This is a genomic window from Pseudomonas sp. NPDC087615 (assembly GCF_044743445.1).
GTDB classification, from domain to species: domain Bacteria; phylum Pseudomonadota; class Gammaproteobacteria; order Pseudomonadales; family Pseudomonadaceae; genus Aquipseudomonas; species Aquipseudomonas baetica_A.
The window spans coordinates 274,151-291,000 of record NZ_JBIUWM010000001.1 but is presented as its reverse complement, the minus strand read 5'-3'; the positions used below and the strand labels follow the sequence as shown (position 1 = coordinate 291,000).

The window sequence follows — 16,850 nt, the reverse complement described above, 5'->3', positions numbered from 1 at the left end:
CGGTGAGGATTACCGAATGCGAGTGATGATTCTGGATGATGACCCTTGGATTTCAGATCTTTTAAAACAACTGGTGTTGAGTCTTCGCCCGGCGGCACAGGTCGATTGCTATATCGACGTCGCTAGCGCGTTGGCTGCCTGGCAGCCAGGTGCCTATCAACTGGTCATCGCGGACTGGAATCTGCCGGATGCGCCTGGCGTTGACCTGCTGCACAGCATTCGCCAAAAAGATCACGACATGCCGCTGATCATCATCACCGGGCGCGCCGATCGGGACAGCGTGCTGGCGGTGAAATCGCTGAGGATCAGCGCATTTTTTACCAAGCCCTTTCAGGTTTCACGCCTTGTCCAACGCTTGGAGGCACTGCTTCCGCCTGATGACCCGCTGCGCCCCCCCACTATCAATACTGAAGACTTACCCATCTATCTCGCTAGTTTGACTGCGGACGAACTGGACTTGCCTTTACTCGCCTCGGTAAAGGAAAAGCTTCAGCTTGGCTATGGCGGCGCGGTACTGGATCTGCGCGAACTCGCCAATGATTGGCAGTATGACCCGGCCTTGTGCGCCCATCTGATCGCTGCCGCCAACAGCGCCGCGTATCTCGGCCAGGGCCAGCCGTGCACGAACCTGAAAGCGGCACTCACCCGGTTAGGCGGGTTGACCAGCGTTAATCTGGCGATCAGCCAGGCGTTGCGACAGATCGCAACGCAACCCGGCGCGATGCTCATGCCCGGGGTTCAGGCTCTCCTGGATGATTCCGAGCGTTTGGCTGAACGGGTTGTGCTTCTGGCCCAGCAGTGCGCGCTTGATCCTGCGCCGATGCAAACGGCCGCCCTGTTGCATCGCATGGGCGAACTCTGTGTGTATTACCAGACCCAGAAATGGGAGAACCTGGGCAATAGCGTTAGCGAAGAGGCGCTCTCGCACGCTGTCCGCGATTTTGCAGCGCCTTTTGCCGTTCGATTGAAAGCAAGCTGGGGGCTGCCGATGGTTCTGCGTGAGCTGATTGGTGCTATTTATGTCTTGCCGACCCTGCAAGTGCGTCGTGCGCAGATCGTGATGCGTTTGGCCGCCGCCATGAGCAATGGCGAACCAGAAGCAGACGTTGAAAGGCTTCAGCGGTTGGCCGGTCTGGCCTGAGCGTGTCGGGTAGTGCGAGGGTGGAGCAGGGCGTTGACTCAGGGTTGTCGGGTATTCAATGCAAGGAATTTGCGAGGAGCAACGGAATGCGCAATAAGCCGTTTAGTCTCAAACCGGTCCTCCTGATCGTTGATGACCAGATCACCGCCTTGAGAACACTGAGCAGTGCCGTGTCTGACCTGGCTGAGGTCCATACGGCCCAAAGTGGTCGGGAAGCCCTCGAGATGGCTCGTCAGTTCAGGCCCGATGTGGTCTTGCTCGACATCGAAATGCCCGGCATGAACGGTTTCGAGGTGTGTCGGATACTCAAGTCTGACCCGGAACTGTTTAGCGTCGCGGTCATTTTTGTCAGCGCTCATACGCAAACAAACGCTGAATTACTGGCTATGGAGTGCGGCGGTGTGGACTTCATTCAAAAACCGTTGAATATTCCGGTTGCCAGAGCCCATATCAAAGCTCACATCGCCTTGCGCGTTGAGGCCAAGAGGCTCGCCAATCACGATGCTCTGACGGGCCTGCCCAACCGGATTCTGTTGCAGGATCGCACCGAGCAGGCCTTGCAAAAGGCTCGTCGCAGGCAGGGTCGTGTGGCGATGCTCGTGATTGATCTGGACAACTTCAAGGTCATCAACGATTCGATGGGCCACTCGGTCGGTGATCTGGTGCTGCGGGAGGTTGCAGCGCGAATATCGGGTTCCCTGCGCATGGAGGACACTGTCAGCCGGCAAGGGGGAGACGAGTTCATCCTGCTCCTGCCTGAGGTGGTCGGGTTCGATGCCATGGGGGACTTCGCGCAAAGGTTGCTCGCGACCCTCTCCAGTCCTTTTTCAATTCAAGGTAACCGTTACGACCTTTCAGCGAGCATCGGTATCAGCGTCTTCCCTGAAGACAGCGACGACATGGAATCGCTGCACCGGCATGCTGATGCGGCCATGTACCAGGCGAAGCTCTCAGGCCGTAATCGCTACTGTTTTTTTTCCTCGCATATCGAGAGCAGCATGCGCGCCAGGCACCTGCTTGAACGCCACATGCGCAACGCTTTGGAAGAAGGCGTTTTTGAGGTTTTTTACCAGGCGAAGGTTGATGCCCGGCATAACCGCATCATTGGCATGGAGGCGCTGATCCGCTGGCGCAATCCTGAAGGGGGGCTGGTTTCTCCTGCTGATTTCATTCCACTGGCAGAAGAAACCGGGCTGATCATCCCTATTGGCAAGTACGTTTTGCTCCAGGCTTGCAAGGACACCAGGACACTTCGTGAGCTGGGTCACGACATCTCCATCAGCGTGAATATCTCCGTCGTGCAATTTCGCGAGGCGTCCTTTCTGACCATGGTCGAAGGCATCCTGCTTGAGTCTGGATTGGAGGGGCGATATCTGGAACTGGAGATCACCGAGGGTGTACTGGCGAAGGACATTGATAGCGCGCGAGAAACCCTCTTTCATCTCAAAACGCTCGGCGTGCGTATTTCGATCGACGATTTTGGCACCGGTTATTCAAGCCTGGCTTACCTGAAACGGTTTCCAATCGATGTTCTGAAAATAGATCAGAGTTTTGTGCGAGACATGCTCACCGATAAAAGCGATTCGGCCATCATCGAAGCAATCATCAAGTTAGGTCAGGCGCTAGGTCTGGAACTGGTGGCCGAAGGTGTTGAAACCCAGGAACAGGCCGATGCGCTTCTAAAACAAGGTTGTCAGATCATGCAAGGTTATCTGTATTGCCGTCCGATCAACTTTGCTCAAATAAAGTCGTTTTTATCCGCTGGGCTTGAGGTTACTGTTCCCACGCTGAGCTAAGTTGCAAATGCCTCCCTGACAGGGTCGAACTTTAAATTTGAAGGCTGAAGGTCTTCTGCAACAGGGCAAACCGGGTGAAGAAATTCAGATTTTTTGCATTTAACTGGGGCGTAGCGATTACTTTGGCTGTGGGCTTGGGGGCAAGCGTTCTGGGTAGCTGGGTGCTTAATCGTATCAACGAGCGCCACGCTCAAGAAGCGATCGTTGCAGCTACAGCGGATGCCGCAGAATTGGTTTTAAGTCGCCTCAATCTTTACCAGTACGGTTTGCGAGGTGCTCGGGGGGCTGTGGTGACAGCGGGGGAGCAGGGGATAAGTCGTGAACTGTTCAGTCGTTATCAAAAAACGCGTGACCTGGCGGTGGAGTTTCCCGGCGCAAGAGCTATTGGGTTTGTCAGGCGCGTAGCGCAGCGCGATGAAAGCGCGTTTATCAAGTCCGCTCGTGCCGATGGCGCCGCTGACTTCTCCATTCGTCAACTCTCGGCTCATCCTGGCGAGCGCTACGTTATCCAGTATGTCGAACCTGTTGAAGGTAATCAGCCCGCCATTGGCCTGGACATAGCGTCGGAACCTGCTCGGCGCGAAGCTGCTCACTCTGCAATACAGAGCGGCATGACGCGGATAACAGCGCCCATCACACTGGTACAGGCCATAGGCAAACCGCAGCAGTCGTTCTTGTTGTTAATGCCCATTTTTCGCAACGGCGTGACACCCGCGACGGCAGCCGAACGTGACGCCGCCGCGTTTGGCTGGAGCTATGCAGTCTTGCAGACCGAGCAGGTACTCACGGGGCTTCGCATAGAAGACAAGGCCGTGCACCTGAGATTGAGGGACATCACTGTCCCGGGGCAAGAGACGTTGTTTTATGAGAGCGCCGACAACTCGGCCAGCTCTGCAACGCTGATCACTCATCAGGTGGAGCGCGAGGTTTACGGCCGGCGGTGGCAAATCGAACTTGGCGCCAATTCGCTGTTCATCCAGCGTTTGCGTCAGGTCTCACCGAAGGTGGTGCTGTTGCTGGGCGGTGTTCTCACCCTTCTTTTGGCGACACTGGTGGGTGTCGGCAGTGTCAGTCGTCAACGTCGACGTCAGGTAATTGCCGAACAGGCAAGGCTGGCCGCCATTGTTGAAAGCTCGGCAGAGGCGATTATCGGTAAAACCCTTGATGGCGTTGTCACCAACTGGAACAAAGGGGCTGAGCATCTTTTTGGGTTTACCTCGCAAGAAGCCGTGGGCCACACACTGGCCAATCTGATTGTTCCCTCGGAGCTGGCCAGTGAGGAGGTGCACATCCTTGAGCGTGTCAGGGCGGGCGATCGTATCGATAGTTTTGATACTCAGCGCCGTCACAAAGACGGACAACTGATCGACGTCTCCGCGAGCATCTCTCCGATTTATGGCGAGGGTGGCCGCGTCGTCGGTGCCTCCAAGACAATCAGGGACATTTCGGCCAAAAAGGCCGCAGAGGCCCGGATTCTCGAACTTAATTCAAGCCTGGAAGATCAGGTCGCACAGCGAACGTCAGAACTGCAGCGCCTCAACGTGTTGTTGGACAGCGTGCTGCGCTCGGCCACTGAGGTGTCGATCATTGCGACAGATCTTGAAGGCGTCATTCGTGTCTTCAATAACGGCGCCGAGCATTTGTTGGGTTATGACGCCGAAGAGGTGCTGGGCAAGCACACGCCGGCACTTTTCCATGTGGCCGATGAAGTCACTGCGCGGGGGCAGGAACTGAGCCAGGAGTATGGCCAGACCATTAATGGCATTGGTGTGTTTACCCATAAACCCGAGCATGAAAGCGCAGAAACTCGAGAGTGGACTTACGTACGCAAGGATGGCTCACGGTTTCCTGTCACGCTGGTCGTCACCTCCATGCGCGATGACGATGGGAAATTGACTGGCTACCTTGGCATCGCCGTCGATATCACCGAACGTAAAGCGGCAGAAAAGGAGCTGGCGGCAAGCCTGGAAACGACACAGCGACAGCGCAGCGAACTGATGGCGGTGCATCATCAATTGCTGATGGCCGCTGAAGTGGCGGAACTGGGTATCTGGTCCTGGACGTTGTCGGACAATGCCTTGCAATGGAATGACCGCATGTTCGAGTTTTACGGGCAGCCTTTGACGTTGCGTGGCAACGGCCTGAACTATATGCATTGGTACACCCGTGTTCACCCTGATGATGTCGAGGCTGCGGCTGCAAGGCTCAGTGCCGCCGTCGATGGGGTGGATGAGTACGACACGGTATTCCGGGTCACAGGCCCGGACAGCCAGATTCGCTTTATCCATGCCGCCGCGCAGATCGAGCGCACTCCATCCGGGGCAGCGCTGCGTGTGACCGGTATCAACCGGGACATCACCTCCCAGCGCGAGCTGGAATCGCGCCTGCTTTACGCCAAAGAGCAGGCCGATCTGGCGAGTGCGGCGAAGTCGGCCTTTCTCGCCAACATGAGCCATGAGATTCGCACGCCGATGAACGCTGTGCTGGGCATGTTGCAGTTGGTGCAAAACACTCCGCTTGATGGGCGCCAGCTCGATTATGTGAGCAAAGCGCAGGGCGCCGCGAAATCGCTGCTGGGCTTGCTCAATGACATTCTCGATTATTCCAAGATCGAGGCGGACAAGTTGCAACTCGATGTGCACCCGTTCGAACTCGAGTCGTTGATGCGCGATCTTGCCGTCGTGCTGGCAGGCAACCAGGGTGAGAAAGAGGTTGAGGTCATGTTCGACCTGGACGCCAACCTGCCCAACGGCCTGATCGGCGATAGCCTGCGACTGCAACAAGTGCTGATCAACCTGGCGGGTAATGCGCTCAAGTTCACCCCGCAAGGCCAGATAGTCGTCAGCGTTGAACAACGGATGCGCACGGAAAATGCCGTTGAATTACGCATCGCTGTCTCTGATACCGGCATCGGCATCAGCCCGGAGCAACTTCAGCGCATTTTCGAAGGTTTTACCCAAGCGGAAGCTTCAACCTCCAGGCGCTTTGGTGGCACCGGTCTGGGGCTGGTGATCTGCAAGCGGTTGGTCGGTTTGATGGGCGGAGAGTTGCAAGTGGAGAGCCAGTACGGCGTCGGAAGTCGCTTCTGGTTCGATATCACCCTGGATGTCGCTCAGAACGCGCTGCTGCGATCCGACTGCCCAGGCGTTGATGTGCCGATGCGCCTACTGGTCGTCGACGACAACGCAATGGCGGGCGAACTGTTGTTACGAACCGTTCATGCGCTGGGATGGACCGCAGACTATGTGAGTGAAGGCGCGCAAGCAGTGGAACGGGTCAACAGCGCCCAATCGCGCGGCGAGGCTTACGATGTCGTGTTGATGGATTGGCGGATGTCGGGGATGGATGGCTTGAACGCTGCGCAATTGATCAAGCAGCAGAGCCGTGACGCGCCACCACCACTGATCATCATGATCACCGCCTACGGCCGTGAAGTGCTGACAGATGCCTATCTTGAGGGCGATGCTCCCTTTGCCGGGTTTCTCACCAAACCTGTGACTCCCAAGCAGTTGGCCGACTCGGTTCAGCGAGCTTTCGAGGGTAAAGACCCTTTGCAATCTGCGCGGGTGCAACCAGCGGGTGCCAGGTCACAGCGCTTGGCGGGGCTGCGCTTGCTGGTGGTGGAAGACAATATGCTCAATCGGCAGATTGCCAATGAACTGCTGTCCAGTGAAGGTGCTCAGGTGACGCTGGCTGAGTGTGGGTTGGAGGGCGTCAGCAAGGTGATGAATGAGCGTGTGCCCTTCGACGCCGTATTGATGGATATCCAGATGCCGGATATTGATGGCCTGGAGGCAACCCGTCGCATTCGTGCCGACTCGCGTTTTGCGGCGTTACCGATTGTGGCAATGACGGCCAATGCCTCCAGTGCAGACCGAGAAGCCTGCCTTGCAGCGGGGATGAATGAGCACGTCGGTAAACCGGTAGACCTGGAACAACTGGTCGTGACGCTGCTCTGTCAAACCGGCCGCGAGGGCAGTCGAACATCGACAGGCCTTGTGCAAACCGACAGGGATGAGGCCCTCATTGAGGACCGGCAGTCGATCATCAATCGCTTTGGCGGTAACCTCGAGTTGATCCGCAATGTATTGATGAACTTTGGCCCCGAGCTGGAAAAACAACTGGTGCAGTTGCATGATCAGATCCAGCGACAAGAGGCGTCGGGGGCTGTTTTCGTTCTCCACGCCATTAAAGGCAGCAGCGGCACCATGGGGGCCAGGGCATTGTCACGGTTGGCCAGCGATCTGGAGCACAAGCTTAAACACGAGGATGCTGAATCCGCAGCAAGGCTCTTGGCTGACCCCTCCTGGTTTGACGAGCTTGGCAGGCTGCTGCAACAAAGCCTTTTACAGATGAATGTCGAATTTTCTCAGAGCCCATCAACAGAAATCCTTACCGATAGGGAAGTCATGGAATCTGCGCGATGGAAAGAGTCCCTTGAAGAGATTTTGCTCTTGCTGGAGACCGGTAATCTTCAAGCTATCGAATTGACAACTGGACTGCTGTCAAAAACGCCCCCAGCACTGCGCCCGCAATTCAACGAACTCGTTGTTATGGTGCAGTCGTTGGACTTTAGTGCTGCGATGCCCATAGGGCGTGAACTGTTGAGATCTGCCTGATGGAGCAATTGAAAAAGACTTGGCTACTTCAGCCGCACAAACGCCCAAAACTGCTTATTGTCGACGATCAACCGACCAATATCCGGGTCCTGCATGAGCTGTTTCGTGAGGACTGCGACGTGTTCATGGCCACCAGCGGCGAACAGGCAATCACTGTATGCCTGGCGCAAATTCCCGATCTGGTGCTACTGGATGTGGTCATGGATGGCGTGGACGGTCATGAAGTCTGTCGTCGCCTCAAGGCGGACCCGGCGACTCAAGACATTCCTGTCATCTTCGTTACGGCGAAACAGCAAGACTCTGATGAGGTGCTGGGCCTGGAACTGGGCGCGGTAGATTTCATCAGCAAACCCATCAACCCGATCGTGGTCAGGGCGCGGGTGCGAACACACCTGACTCTGAAACTGCAGAACGATCTGCTGCGCTCCATGGCGTTGCTGGATGGTCTGACGGGAGTGGCCAATCGGCGCAAATTCGATGAGGAGATATCAGCTGATTGGCGCCAGTGTTTTCGAGAGCAAAAACCCCTGTCGCTGATCCTGGCCGATGTCGACTTTTTCAAACGCTACAACGACCAGTATGGCCATCAGGCTGGAGACAGTTGCCTGAGGTCTGTTGCTCAGGCGTTATCTGAAACGGTCAGACGCCCCTACGACCTGGTCGCTCGATACGGCGGCGAAGAGTTTGCCTGCCTTTTGCCCACGACCAGTCATGCGGGAGCCGTCGAGATTGCAGAAAAAATGCAAGCGAATGTTCGAGCGTTGGCCATCGAACATTCGACCTCCGATGCCGATCATGTGGTGACCATCTCTCTGGGGGTGGCGACTGTGACCCCTACGGGCGTTCTTGCTTTCGAGGCCTTGATAGACGCGGCGGACATGCAGCTCTACGAAGCGAAGAACGCCGGTCGGGCTCGGGTAGCCTCCGTGGAGATGTAGGGCCGCCGCCTGCTGCTGGCAAGTGACAGCGATTGTCAGTGAGATTCAACCTGATCCATCGACCGTCGCAGATCACAGCCTTGCGGGCATCGACAACGTCGCCCGCAATCCACCCTCAGCCCGGTTGACCAACGTAATCCGCCCACCCAGTCGCGTGGCGATGGTGTTGACGATGGTCAGCCCCAATCCCGCACCCTGCGCGTTACCACGGCTGTAGAACCGTTCGAACAAGCGCTCTCGATCTTCCTCATTAATGCCCGGCCCCTGATCTTCGACGCTCAAATGGCAGAAGCCGTCGGTTTGAGTCAGCGTCACGGTGATCACGCCGTGTTCCGGGGAGAAGTTGGCGGCATTGGTGATCAGGTTGTTCAGGGCAATGTCGATGGCGGCGTTGCTGGCCAGGACATGGAGCGTTTGGGCGCCGTCTTCAAAGGCCAGTTCCAGCTGTTTACTCAGCAACCACGGGGTCAGTTGCACCAGGCTGTTGCGCACGGTTTCGCTGAGGTCGATGCGTTGCAGGGGCGGCGGGTTGGGTTTGGGCTCCAGGCGGGCCATGGTCAGCAACTGATTGACCAGACGGCTGGTGCGATCGACACCCGAGATCAGAAATTGCAGCGAGTCGCGGCGCTCCTGTTCGGTGCCGGCCTCCAGCAGGTTTTGCGCATGCACCCGCAGCACCGCCAGCGGTGTGCGCATTTCGTGGGCGGCGTCGGCGATGAAGCGGCGTTCACGGCCGAGCACTTCCTGGATCTGCGCGAGCATGCGGTTGAGCGCTGCTTGCATCGGTTCCAGCTCGCTGGGCAAGGGTGTCAGTTGCAAGGGTTCCAGCGAGCCGCTGTGGCGGGCGCGCAGGGTCGCAGCCATGTCCGCCAGTGGCTTGAGGCCCCAGCCGATGGCGAGCCAGACCATGGCCGCGAGGATCAGGCTACCGAGCACGTTCGGCCACAGTGTGTGACGGACGATGCGGTCGACCAGATCGGCGCGTACGTCATCGCGCTCACCGACCCAGATGCGCAGGCCGTTCTGCTTGTCTTCCAGCATGAATGCGCGCCATTGGCGGTCTTTCAAATCCACCACATCGCTAAAACCAGGCTGGGTTGGCGGTGAAGTGAAGGAGGGGGCGCTGGCGGTGTGTACCAGCACTTCATTCTTGGGGTCCCACACTTGAAAGGCGATTTTGCCTTCGTAAGGATGCCCGTCGACGCGGGGCACTGCTTCTCCCAGCGCGGTGTTGAACGCCTGATACAGATCGCTGTGCGACTGACCATTGATCGGCATACGCATCACGCCTTGCAGTAACCGGGCGTTTTGCGCCAGTTGCGCGTCGTAGACTTCGGCGATTTCGTGGTTGCTGTCGTGCAGGTTGAACACGCTCAGTACCGATAGACCGGCGAGCATCAGGCCGATGATCAGCGTCAGCGTACGGCGACGAATCGAACTCATCGGCGCTCCTCCACCAGATAACCCACGCCACGAATGGTGCGGATCAGGTCGGTGGAGAACTTTTTGCGCAGGTGGTGGATATGCACTTCCAGGGTGTTGCTCTCCGCTTCTTCGTTCCAGCCGTAAAGCAACTGAATCAGTTGGTCGCGGGTCATGACGCGGCCCGGTGGCGAGAGCAATTCATGCAATAACTGATATTCCTTGGGGGTCAGCGCCACGGGTTGGCCGTGATAGGTGACCTGCTGTGTGCCGGGATTGAGGCTGATGCCGGCGTGCTCGATCAGCGCTTGGGCGCGCCCGGCACTGCGTCGTAACAAGGCACGCAAACGCGCCTTGAGTTCGGCCAGATCGAACGGTTTGATCAGGTAATCGTCGGCGCCGGCATCGAGCCCGGCGATACGATCCTCGGTGGCATCGCGAGCGGTCAGGATCAGCACCGGCAGGTTCGAGCCGCTGTCGCGCAGACGACGCAGCACTTCGAGGCCGTCCATGCGCGGCAGACCCAGATCAAGCACCGCCAGGTCAAAGGTTTCACTGAGCAAGGCGTGAAGGGCGCTGCTGCCGTCCTTGAGCCAGTCGACGGTGTAGCCTTCGCGCCCCAACGCTTGATGAATGCCCTCGCCGAGGGCCTCATCGTCCTCGATCAGTAATAAACGCACACGGACTCCTGTCATTCGAGTTTCTTGTTCACGTCCACCAGCAACGCGGCGATTTCTTTACGGCGCCCGGCATCGGCGGTTTCCCGGCCTGGGCGTGGCGCCGCTTGCAGTGCTTTTTGCAACGCGGCTTTGGCTTCAGCGTAGCGCTTCTGACGGTAGAGGTGATCGCCCCAGAAGTACAGGCTGTCGATGCCCTCGGGGTTGAGTTGCAGCGCTTGCTTGAGCAGTTGCTCAGCCTTGTCGCTGTCGCCAAAACCGATTGGCCAGCCCGGCACGCGATCATACAGGGCGGCGAGGCTGGTGTAGGCCGAACCTTGCAGGGCTTTGGGGTCCAGGCTCAGGGATTTTTCCAGGTCAGCCTTGGCGTCTTTGGCTTTGCCCAACGCACCGAGCCCACCCTGGGCACCGGCCCAACTGCTGGTGACGATGCCTTTCCAGATCCACGCTTCGGCCACGGCCGGGCGCTGGCTGGTGAAACTTGTCGTTTGCGCTGACAGTTGCTCGAAAGCGGCGGCGCGCTGTTTCTCCGGTGTTTCGTATTGAATGTGCGCCCAGCTCTGCTGAATGCCGGCCAAGCGTTGCTGATCGGCGGTGTCCAGCGCCCAAACACTTTGGCTCAGCGCGCCGAGCAGTAGACATGCGTAGATTTTTTTCATGGTTTTGGCGGCTCGTTGTCGGGTTTTTCACTCAGGCGACGGATCAGTGGCAACTGCTTGCGCAGGCCTCGATCCACCAGATGCGGCAGCAGGCTGTTGAGGCGCACGAAGAAGCGCTCCGGCCAGCCCAGATACAAATCGCGACGGTCGCCGGCAATCGCGTGGATCACCGCCGAGGCCACGGCTTGCGGGTCATCGACGTTGGATTTCAGCGCATCATTCAAGGCTTGCGCCGCCGCGCTGTTCATCGACGTGCGCGTAGCGCGGGGTGCGACGTAGAGCACGCTGACCCGGGTGTCGGCCAGTTCCCGGCGCAAGGCTTCGGAAAAACCGCGCAGGGCAAATTTGGTCGCGCAATAACTGGCATAACCGGGGTAGCCGATCGAACCGTACGTGGAGCCAACGTTGACCACCATCGCACTGTCGGCGTCCTTAAGCAGCGGCAGCAGCAGTTTGGTCAGGCAGATCGGGGCACTGATGTTCACCGCCAGCATCGCGTTGATGTCGCTGTCATCGAGTTGCTCAAGCATGGCGAAGTGATTGACCCCGGCCGCGTTGATCAGCAGGTTGATGCCACCGATGGCTTCGGCGGCAGCCAGCACTTTGCGCCGGTCGGCAAGGAAGGTCAGGTCAGCGGCCACCCAGCACAGGTTTTGCGGGTAGCGCTCGATCAGCGGCTGCAAGGCTTCCTGGTGGCGGGCCACAGCCAGCACCCGGGCGCCGGCGGCGCACAAGGCATTGGCGATGGCCATGCCGATGCCACCACTGGCGCCGGTCAATACCACACGCGCTTCACGCAGCTGCATGTTGAGCCTCCGCGTCACGCGGCAAGCCACGGAACATGTCGGCGTACAAGCGATAGACGACTTTCGAGGCGTGGATCACCGCGGCCTGGTCTTCTGGATCTTCCAACTGATTCATCAGTCGGCGATAGGTCTGCATATGCTCAACGTCCAGCGAACCGTGGGAGCTCAGGTAGCTGAAGGCAGTCTCCGGCAGCGCCAGACGCTCGCGAATGCTGCCCGCTGCATGTGTCGCCAGGGCAATGCTGGTGCCTTCGAGCACGTTGACCATGCCGAACAGCCCCACCGGGTTGCCGCGAGCGATCAGGTCATAAAGGAAACTGACCATCAACTCGATCGACAGCGACGGCTGACCATCACGCACCGCATCGCGGTCACCGCCACACGCGGCGATATCGTTGAGCACCCATTGTTCATGGCCGTACTCGTCCTCGATGTACTCGCACACCGCTTTGCGCAGCCATTCCAGACGCGTCGGCAAACGAGCACCGCAAGCCATCATCAATGGCACGGTGTGGCGTACGTGGTAATAGGCCTGGGCGAGAAATGCGCGATAGCTTTCAAGGCTGACCTTGCCTTGCAGCGCATCAAGAATGATCGGCAGATTGAACAGCTCGTGACGTTCCTGTTGGGTGGCTTCTTGCAGGGTGTCGAAAAAATTCATGATGCGGATTCCTCGGAGACGGCGGATTCGGTCAGTTGTGTGTGGTACTGCGCGACGATGGCCTCGCGGCGCGGGCGGCCATTGGCGGTGAGCAAGCCATTGGCGGCGGTGAACGGTTGTGGCAGGCGCGTCCAGTTGTGTACCTGGGCGTAATCGGGCAGCGCCTCGTTGGCTTCGGCAATGGCAGCGGCCAGTTCCGCGTCGGTGCAATCCGGGCGATGTGGCCAGAGCAAGGCGTGGTTGTGCGGCATCGCCTCGCCATAGACGAACGCCTGGGCGATGTGACGGCGCTGGGTCAGCTCGGACTCGACCCATTCCGGGTTGACGTTGCGCCCGAAACTGGTGACGAACTGATGCTTCTTGCGGCCCTTGAGGTAGAGAAACCCTTGCGAATCGAACTCGCCCAGATCGCCGCTTGGCCACCATTCTTCGGCGTACGGCGCATCCCCCAGATAACCCAACAGCGGCGAACCCTTGATCAGCACTTCGCCGTCCTCGGCCACGCGCACTTCAACGTGAGGCAGCGGCCTGCCGACGCTGCCCGGACGCCAGGCACCGGGGCGATTGAGGCAGACCACCGAGGCACACTCGGACAAGCCATAACCTTCATAAACCGGCAGGCCGACACGTTGGGCGCGGTGCAGCAGATCCTCGGACACTCTCGCGCCACCCACCGCCGCAAAACGCAAAGTCTGGGGATCGAAGGCTTTCTGTTCGGCGGCGCCGACCAGCAATAGCAACAATTGCGGCACCAGAATCAGACTCTCCGGCGCACGGCTGGCCAGATAACCCAGCAGGCGCGGCACATCCACGCCACTGGCGCCCTGAATGCCGAGGGTTTTCTGGCCAGGCAGACTCAGCGTCGCACCGGCATACAGCGCCGCATAACAGCCAAGGTTTTCCAGCAGAATCGCCAACGGCAAAAGCGCCAGGTGATGCTGAGGAGCGGTCGGTTCGCTGGCCTGATGCAGCTCGCGTGCAACCCGCAACAAACTGTCGGCGCTCAGGCAAACGCCTTTGGGCGTGCCGGTGGTGCCGGACGTGAAGGTCAGTTTGGCCGTGCCGGCGGGCATGCGGCTCGGGCCACTGAAGGTACGGCACCAGAACTCGCCGCTTTTCACATAACCGCCCGCGAGCAACTCGGCCTCCAGTTCCGGCTCGGCGATCACTCGTTCGGCCTGACTCTGTTCCAGACAATGAGCACGTTGCGCCGAGCTGAAAAACGGCGGCAGCGTCACGCAGGTCAGGCCTTCGAACAGCACGGCCAAGTCCCAGAGCATCGCGTCGACGCCGTTGTCCAGCGCCAGTGCGATCACCTGCACGTTTTCATCGCGCAAGCGCTCCTGGCGATACAGCACCTCGGCGTACAACGTGGCGTAATCGAGCCTTAGGGTGTCGCCCCAAAGGGCAATCGTGTTGTCATTGCGCCCGGCATGGCTGCGCAGGGTTTCCTTGAAACGTTGCAGTTCAAGCGACATGACAAGCTCCTTCAATCGAGGTTGGCAGGCCCAGGCGCGTGAACAGGCCGATATTGCGCAGATGGATAAAACCGGCGCGGATGTTGCCCACATGAACCCACGGTTTGCTTTCGTAATAACTGCCCCAGCTGTGACGGTCGTCCCCCAGGCGTGCCGGGTCGGCGGCGCACAACGTCACCGGTTTCAGGCCCAGACGATGGAAGCTGTTGACCAGCCCGATGTTGCCGGTGAACGTCACCCACTCCAGACCGCCCATGGCCAGCAAGTAAGTGATAGCGATAATGCTCAAGCGCGCACTGCCGGTGTCGCTGGCAGCAAGGTTGCCCACCTCGACGATCCCGTCGCGATCCACCGGGCGATCCGCTGCCGCACTGATCAGCGGCTCGATCGGCTCATCCAGATAGCGCTCAAGAAACAACGGCTCCAGATGCGCGCGGCGCAGCCCGGCCACCGCACACAATTCACCGTCGCCGTTGTGCATACCGAACAGCTCGGGCATGAAGTGGCGGATGTCAGCGCCATGGGCCTTGCGAAAACGTTGCTGGATAAAGGCCTCGAACACCGGTCGCTGAACATCGTCCGGCAAGGCACTGGATAAGGTCATCTGCGGTGTTTCGGCTTGGCCGAAGTGCAGGGGCAGGGGGATGTTCCAGTGGAAATCGGGCATGGGCAGAACGCCTCCCTCAATGGTTTGAGCGAAGTATCCGAACCATTTCTTAACGAAGTCTGAAGGTAAAAAAAGGGTAATCTACGGGCCGATCTTCAGACTGTCTTAAGACTGGGCGGGCAGGGTGATGCCGTCGGTTCGCCCGGCAACCGAATCGAGACCGTCGAATGAATCGACCGTCGCTCACGACAATCACGAGGCGCTTCTTATGACCCGCGACAACGCCGTAAACCGTTATGGAAAACTCTCAATCATGCTGCACTGGCTGATGCTGGCGCTGTTCGTCGGTGTTTATGCCTGCGTCGAGCTCAAAGGTTTCATGCCCAAGGGCAGCGAAGCGCGCGGCCTGCTGATGGGCTTTCACGGCCTGTTCGGCGCCAGCATCTTCGCCCTGGTGTGGATCCGCCTGCTGGGCCGCCTGACCCCACGCCCACCGATCACCCCCAAACCACCGGCCTGGCAGACCGGCATCTCGCACCTGATGCACCTGGCCCTCTACGGCCTGATGATCGCCACCCCGATCCTCGCCTGGTTGATGCTTGCCGCCGGCGACAAACCGTTTCCATACTTCGGCTTCCACGTACCGGCCCCGGTCGCCATCGACCCGGACTTCGCCAAACGCCTCAAGTACTGGCACGAACTGATCGGCAGCACCGGTTACTGGCTGATCGGCCTGCACGCCGCGGCAGGCTTGTTCCACCACTATTGGGTGCGCGACAACACCCTCGTGCGCATGCTGCCGGGCCGTTCTGATACGCAATAAGCCCATTCACCTCAAACCCTGTGGGAGTGGGCTTGCTCGCGAAAGCGTCTAACCAGTCGACATCTATGCTGACTGACCGGACGCCTTCGCGAGCAAGCCCGCTCCCACAGGATTTTGCGGCGTCCGGTAGCGCGGGGCAGTTGCCGGAACCGCACTTCGCGTCCACTCTTAGGCCTTGCCGACAAGGAGCGTGCGCCGACCCTCCGTCGCGACCCAACGGAGTGTGCAGCATGAGCGAAGAGAACAAAGTAAAAGGCCCTGCGTCGTATTTCCCCTCCATCGAGAAAAAGTACGGCCAGCCCATCGACCACTGGCTGCACCTGCTCGCTAGCGTCGGCGATAAAAAACACATGGAGCTGGTGGCGTGGCTCAAAGATGAACATGGCATGGGCCACGGGCATGCCAATGCGCTGGTTGCGCATCATCTGGCAGCCGGCAAAAAATGAGTGCCCCGACATCACGCTTGATCTACAGACGACCGCAGCTCGCTGACCTGCCCGCCGTTTTCGCGATCTTCGGCGATCCGCAAACCAACCTGTTCAATCCCGCCGGCCCCATGACCCACCTCGCGCAGGCAAAGACACTGCTTGATCGCTGGATCGAACACTGGGCCTCCCATGGCTATGGCTGGTGGACGATCAGCGACGCACAAGCCCCCGACCATATCCTGGGATTCGCCGGCATAGCGGCGCATGACTATCTGGGGAAACCGGGAATAAACCTCGGTTATCGCTTCGCCATCGAAGCGTGGGGCCACGGTTATGCAACGGAGGCGGGGCAAGCGGCGTTGATCCAGGCATTCGAACACCTCGACTTACCTGAAGTGTTCGGATTGGTCAGGCCTGATCACGTTGCGTCGATCAAGGTTCTGGAGAAAATCGGCATGCGTCGCTTCGGCCAACTGAACGATGTACCGGGCAAAGCACCCAGCCTGGTGTTCCGGATTCAACGCTACACAGCATGAACAAGGCCGGTGATGCAGAACGCATTCCCCTGTAGGAGTGAGCCTGCTCGCGATGACGCCAGTTCAAACACCACCGAACTCACCGAATAAATAAACAGAAAATAACGCTACTGTTTAAGCGAAACCTCCTGTCGCCATCCAAACCCTACAACGTCTTGCGCCATCGCCTACGACTACGCCAGAATCCGCCGGCTTGTGCGTCTAGCGCGCGGGTTCTATCGTCTGACGGTCACTGAAAAACAGTGATCGGGTTTGGTAG

The 16,850-nt window shown here is 58.8% G+C and carries 14 protein-coding genes; 7 read left to right on the top strand and 7 right to left on the bottom strand.

Annotated elements, in window-relative coordinates:
* Nucleotides 1–16 precede the first annotated feature (16 nt).
* The 4 genes from ACIOU6_RS01330 to ACIOU6_RS01315 all read left to right on the top strand — a co-directional run bounded on the left by ACIOU6_RS01330 (nt 17) and on the right by ACIOU6_RS01315 (nt 8,494).
* Nucleotides 17–1,141 carry an HDOD domain-containing protein gene (locus ACIOU6_RS01330; protein WP_221732637.1) on the top strand — a complete coding sequence of 375 codons (1,125 nt, stop codon included), beginning with the start codon at nt 17–19 and terminating at the stop codon, nt 1,139–1,141.
* Nucleotides 1,142–1,227: 86 nt separating this feature from the next.
* Nucleotides 1,228–2,937, top strand: a complete 1,710-nt coding sequence (locus ACIOU6_RS01325; RefSeq protein ID WP_221732636.1) for an EAL domain-containing protein — start codon at nt 1,228–1,230, stop codon at nt 2,935–2,937.
* 74 nt (nt 2,938–3,011) lie between these two features.
* Complete coding sequence (locus ACIOU6_RS01320) at nt 3,012–7,556, top strand: CHASE domain-containing protein (RefSeq protein ID WP_401133135.1); 4,545 nt, start codon at nt 3,012–3,014, stop codon at nt 7,554–7,556.
* On the top strand, nt 7,556–8,494 hold the full coding sequence (locus ACIOU6_RS01315) for a diguanylate cyclase (RefSeq protein ID WP_401133133.1): 939 nt from the start codon (nt 7,556–7,558) through the stop codon (nt 8,492–8,494). Before ACIOU6_RS01320 ends, ACIOU6_RS01315 begins: the two co-directional genes overlap by 1 nt.
* 72 nt (nt 8,495–8,566) lie before the next feature.
* On the opposite strand, the gene ACIOU6_RS01310 is transcribed toward ACIOU6_RS01315, so the two are convergent.
* The 7 genes from ACIOU6_RS01310 to ACIOU6_RS01280 are packed head-to-tail and all read right to left on the bottom strand — an operon-like array spanning nt 8,567 to nt 14,864.
* Nucleotides 8,567–9,937, bottom strand: coding sequence for an ATP-binding protein (locus tag ACIOU6_RS01310; RefSeq protein WP_401133131.1), 1,371 nt, complete (start codon nt 9,935–9,937; stop codon nt 8,567–8,569).
* Nucleotides 9,934–10,596 carry a response regulator gene (locus ACIOU6_RS01305; RefSeq protein WP_221732632.1) on the bottom strand — a complete coding sequence of 221 codons (663 nt, stop codon included), beginning with the start codon at nt 10,594–10,596 and terminating at the stop codon, nt 9,934–9,936. The genes ACIOU6_RS01310 and ACIOU6_RS01305 overlap by 4 nt, the downstream gene beginning before the upstream one ends.
* A gap of 11 nt (nt 10,597–10,607) precedes the next feature.
* Nucleotides 10,608–11,252, bottom strand: coding sequence for a tetratricopeptide repeat protein (locus tag ACIOU6_RS01300; RefSeq protein WP_221732631.1), 645 nt, complete (start codon nt 11,250–11,252; stop codon nt 10,608–10,610).
* Nucleotides 11,249–12,058 (bottom strand): SDR family oxidoreductase, encoded by an 810-nt coding sequence (locus ACIOU6_RS01295; RefSeq protein ID WP_221732630.1) that lies wholly within the window; start codon nt 12,056–12,058, stop codon nt 11,249–11,251. The genes ACIOU6_RS01300 and ACIOU6_RS01295 overlap by 4 nt, the downstream gene beginning before the upstream one ends.
* Nucleotides 12,045–12,719, bottom strand: a complete 675-nt coding sequence (locus ACIOU6_RS01290; RefSeq protein WP_401133128.1) for a TenA family transcriptional regulator — start codon at nt 12,717–12,719, stop codon at nt 12,045–12,047. Before ACIOU6_RS01290 ends, ACIOU6_RS01295 begins: the two co-directional genes overlap by 14 nt.
* Nucleotides 12,716–14,197, bottom strand: coding sequence for an AMP-binding protein (locus ACIOU6_RS01285; RefSeq protein WP_221732628.1), 1,482 nt, complete (start codon nt 14,195–14,197; stop codon nt 12,716–12,718). The genes ACIOU6_RS01290 and ACIOU6_RS01285 overlap by 4 nt, the downstream gene beginning before the upstream one ends.
* Nucleotides 14,187–14,864 (bottom strand): thermostable hemolysin, encoded by a 678-nt coding sequence (locus tag ACIOU6_RS01280; protein ID WP_221732627.1) that lies wholly within the window; start codon nt 14,862–14,864, stop codon nt 14,187–14,189. The genes ACIOU6_RS01285 and ACIOU6_RS01280 overlap by 11 nt, the downstream gene beginning before the upstream one ends.
* Nucleotides 14,865–15,072: 208 nt before the next feature.
* On the opposite strand from ACIOU6_RS01280, the gene ACIOU6_RS01275 reads away from it, so the two are divergent.
* The 3 genes from ACIOU6_RS01275 (at nt 15,073) to ACIOU6_RS01265 (ending at nt 16,591) form a co-directional block, all read left to right on the top strand.
* A complete protein-coding gene (locus ACIOU6_RS01275; RefSeq protein ID WP_221732626.1) occupies nt 15,073–15,627 on the top strand; it encodes a cytochrome b in 555 nt (184 codons plus the stop codon).
* 230 nt (nt 15,628–15,857) lie between these two features.
* Nucleotides 15,858–16,073: a DUF4287 domain-containing protein gene (locus tag ACIOU6_RS01270; RefSeq protein ID WP_221734318.1), complete on the top strand. Its 216-nt coding sequence runs from the start codon at nt 15,858–15,860 to the stop codon at nt 16,071–16,073.
* The gene (locus ACIOU6_RS01265) at nt 16,070–16,591 is read left to right on the top strand and encodes a GNAT family N-acetyltransferase (RefSeq protein ID WP_401133122.1); all 522 of its coding nucleotides are present in this window, start codon (nt 16,070–16,072) and stop codon (nt 16,589–16,591) included. The genes ACIOU6_RS01270 and ACIOU6_RS01265 overlap by 4 nt, the downstream gene beginning before the upstream one ends.
* Nucleotides 16,592–16,850 lie beyond the last annotated feature (259 nt).

Coding starts and splice junctions, on each gene's coding strand:
- ACIOU6_RS01330 (WP_221732637.1), top strand. CDS start 17: ATGCGAGTGATGATTCTGGATGATGACCCTTGGATTTCAGATCTTTTA.
- ACIOU6_RS01325 (WP_221732636.1), top strand. CDS start 1,228: ATGCGCAATAAGCCGTTTAGTCTCAAACCGGTCCTCCTGATCGTTGAT.
- ACIOU6_RS01315 (WP_401133133.1), top strand. CDS start 7,556: ATGGAGCAATTGAAAAAGACTTGGCTACTTCAGCCGCACAAACGCCCA.
- ACIOU6_RS01310 (WP_401133131.1), bottom strand. CDS start 9,937: ATGAGTTCGATTCGTCGCCGTACGCTGACGCTGATCATCGGCCTGATG.
- ACIOU6_RS01300 (WP_221732631.1), bottom strand. CDS start 11,252: ATGAAAAAAATCTACGCATGTCTACTGCTCGGCGCGCTGAGCCAAAGT.
- ACIOU6_RS01295 (WP_221732630.1), bottom strand. CDS start 12,058: ATGCAGCTGCGTGAAGCGCGTGTGGTATTGACCGGCGCCAGTGGTGGC.
- ACIOU6_RS01290 (WP_401133128.1), bottom strand. CDS start 12,719: ATGAATTTTTTCGACACCCTGCAAGAAGCCACCCAACAGGAACGTCAC.
- ACIOU6_RS01285 (WP_221732628.1), bottom strand. CDS start 14,197: ATGTCGCTTGAACTGCAACGTTTCAAGGAAACCCTGCGCAGCCATGCC.
- ACIOU6_RS01280 (WP_221732627.1), bottom strand. CDS start 14,864: ATGCCCGATTTCCACTGGAACATCCCCCTGCCCCTGCACTTCGGCCAA.
- ACIOU6_RS01275 (WP_221732626.1), top strand. CDS start 15,073: ATGACCCGCGACAACGCCGTAAACCGTTATGGAAAACTCTCAATCATG.
- ACIOU6_RS01270 (WP_221734318.1), top strand. CDS start 15,858: ATGAGCGAAGAGAACAAAGTAAAAGGCCCTGCGTCGTATTTCCCCTCC.
- ACIOU6_RS01265 (WP_401133122.1), top strand. CDS start 16,070: ATGAGTGCCCCGACATCACGCTTGATCTACAGACGACCGCAGCTCGCT.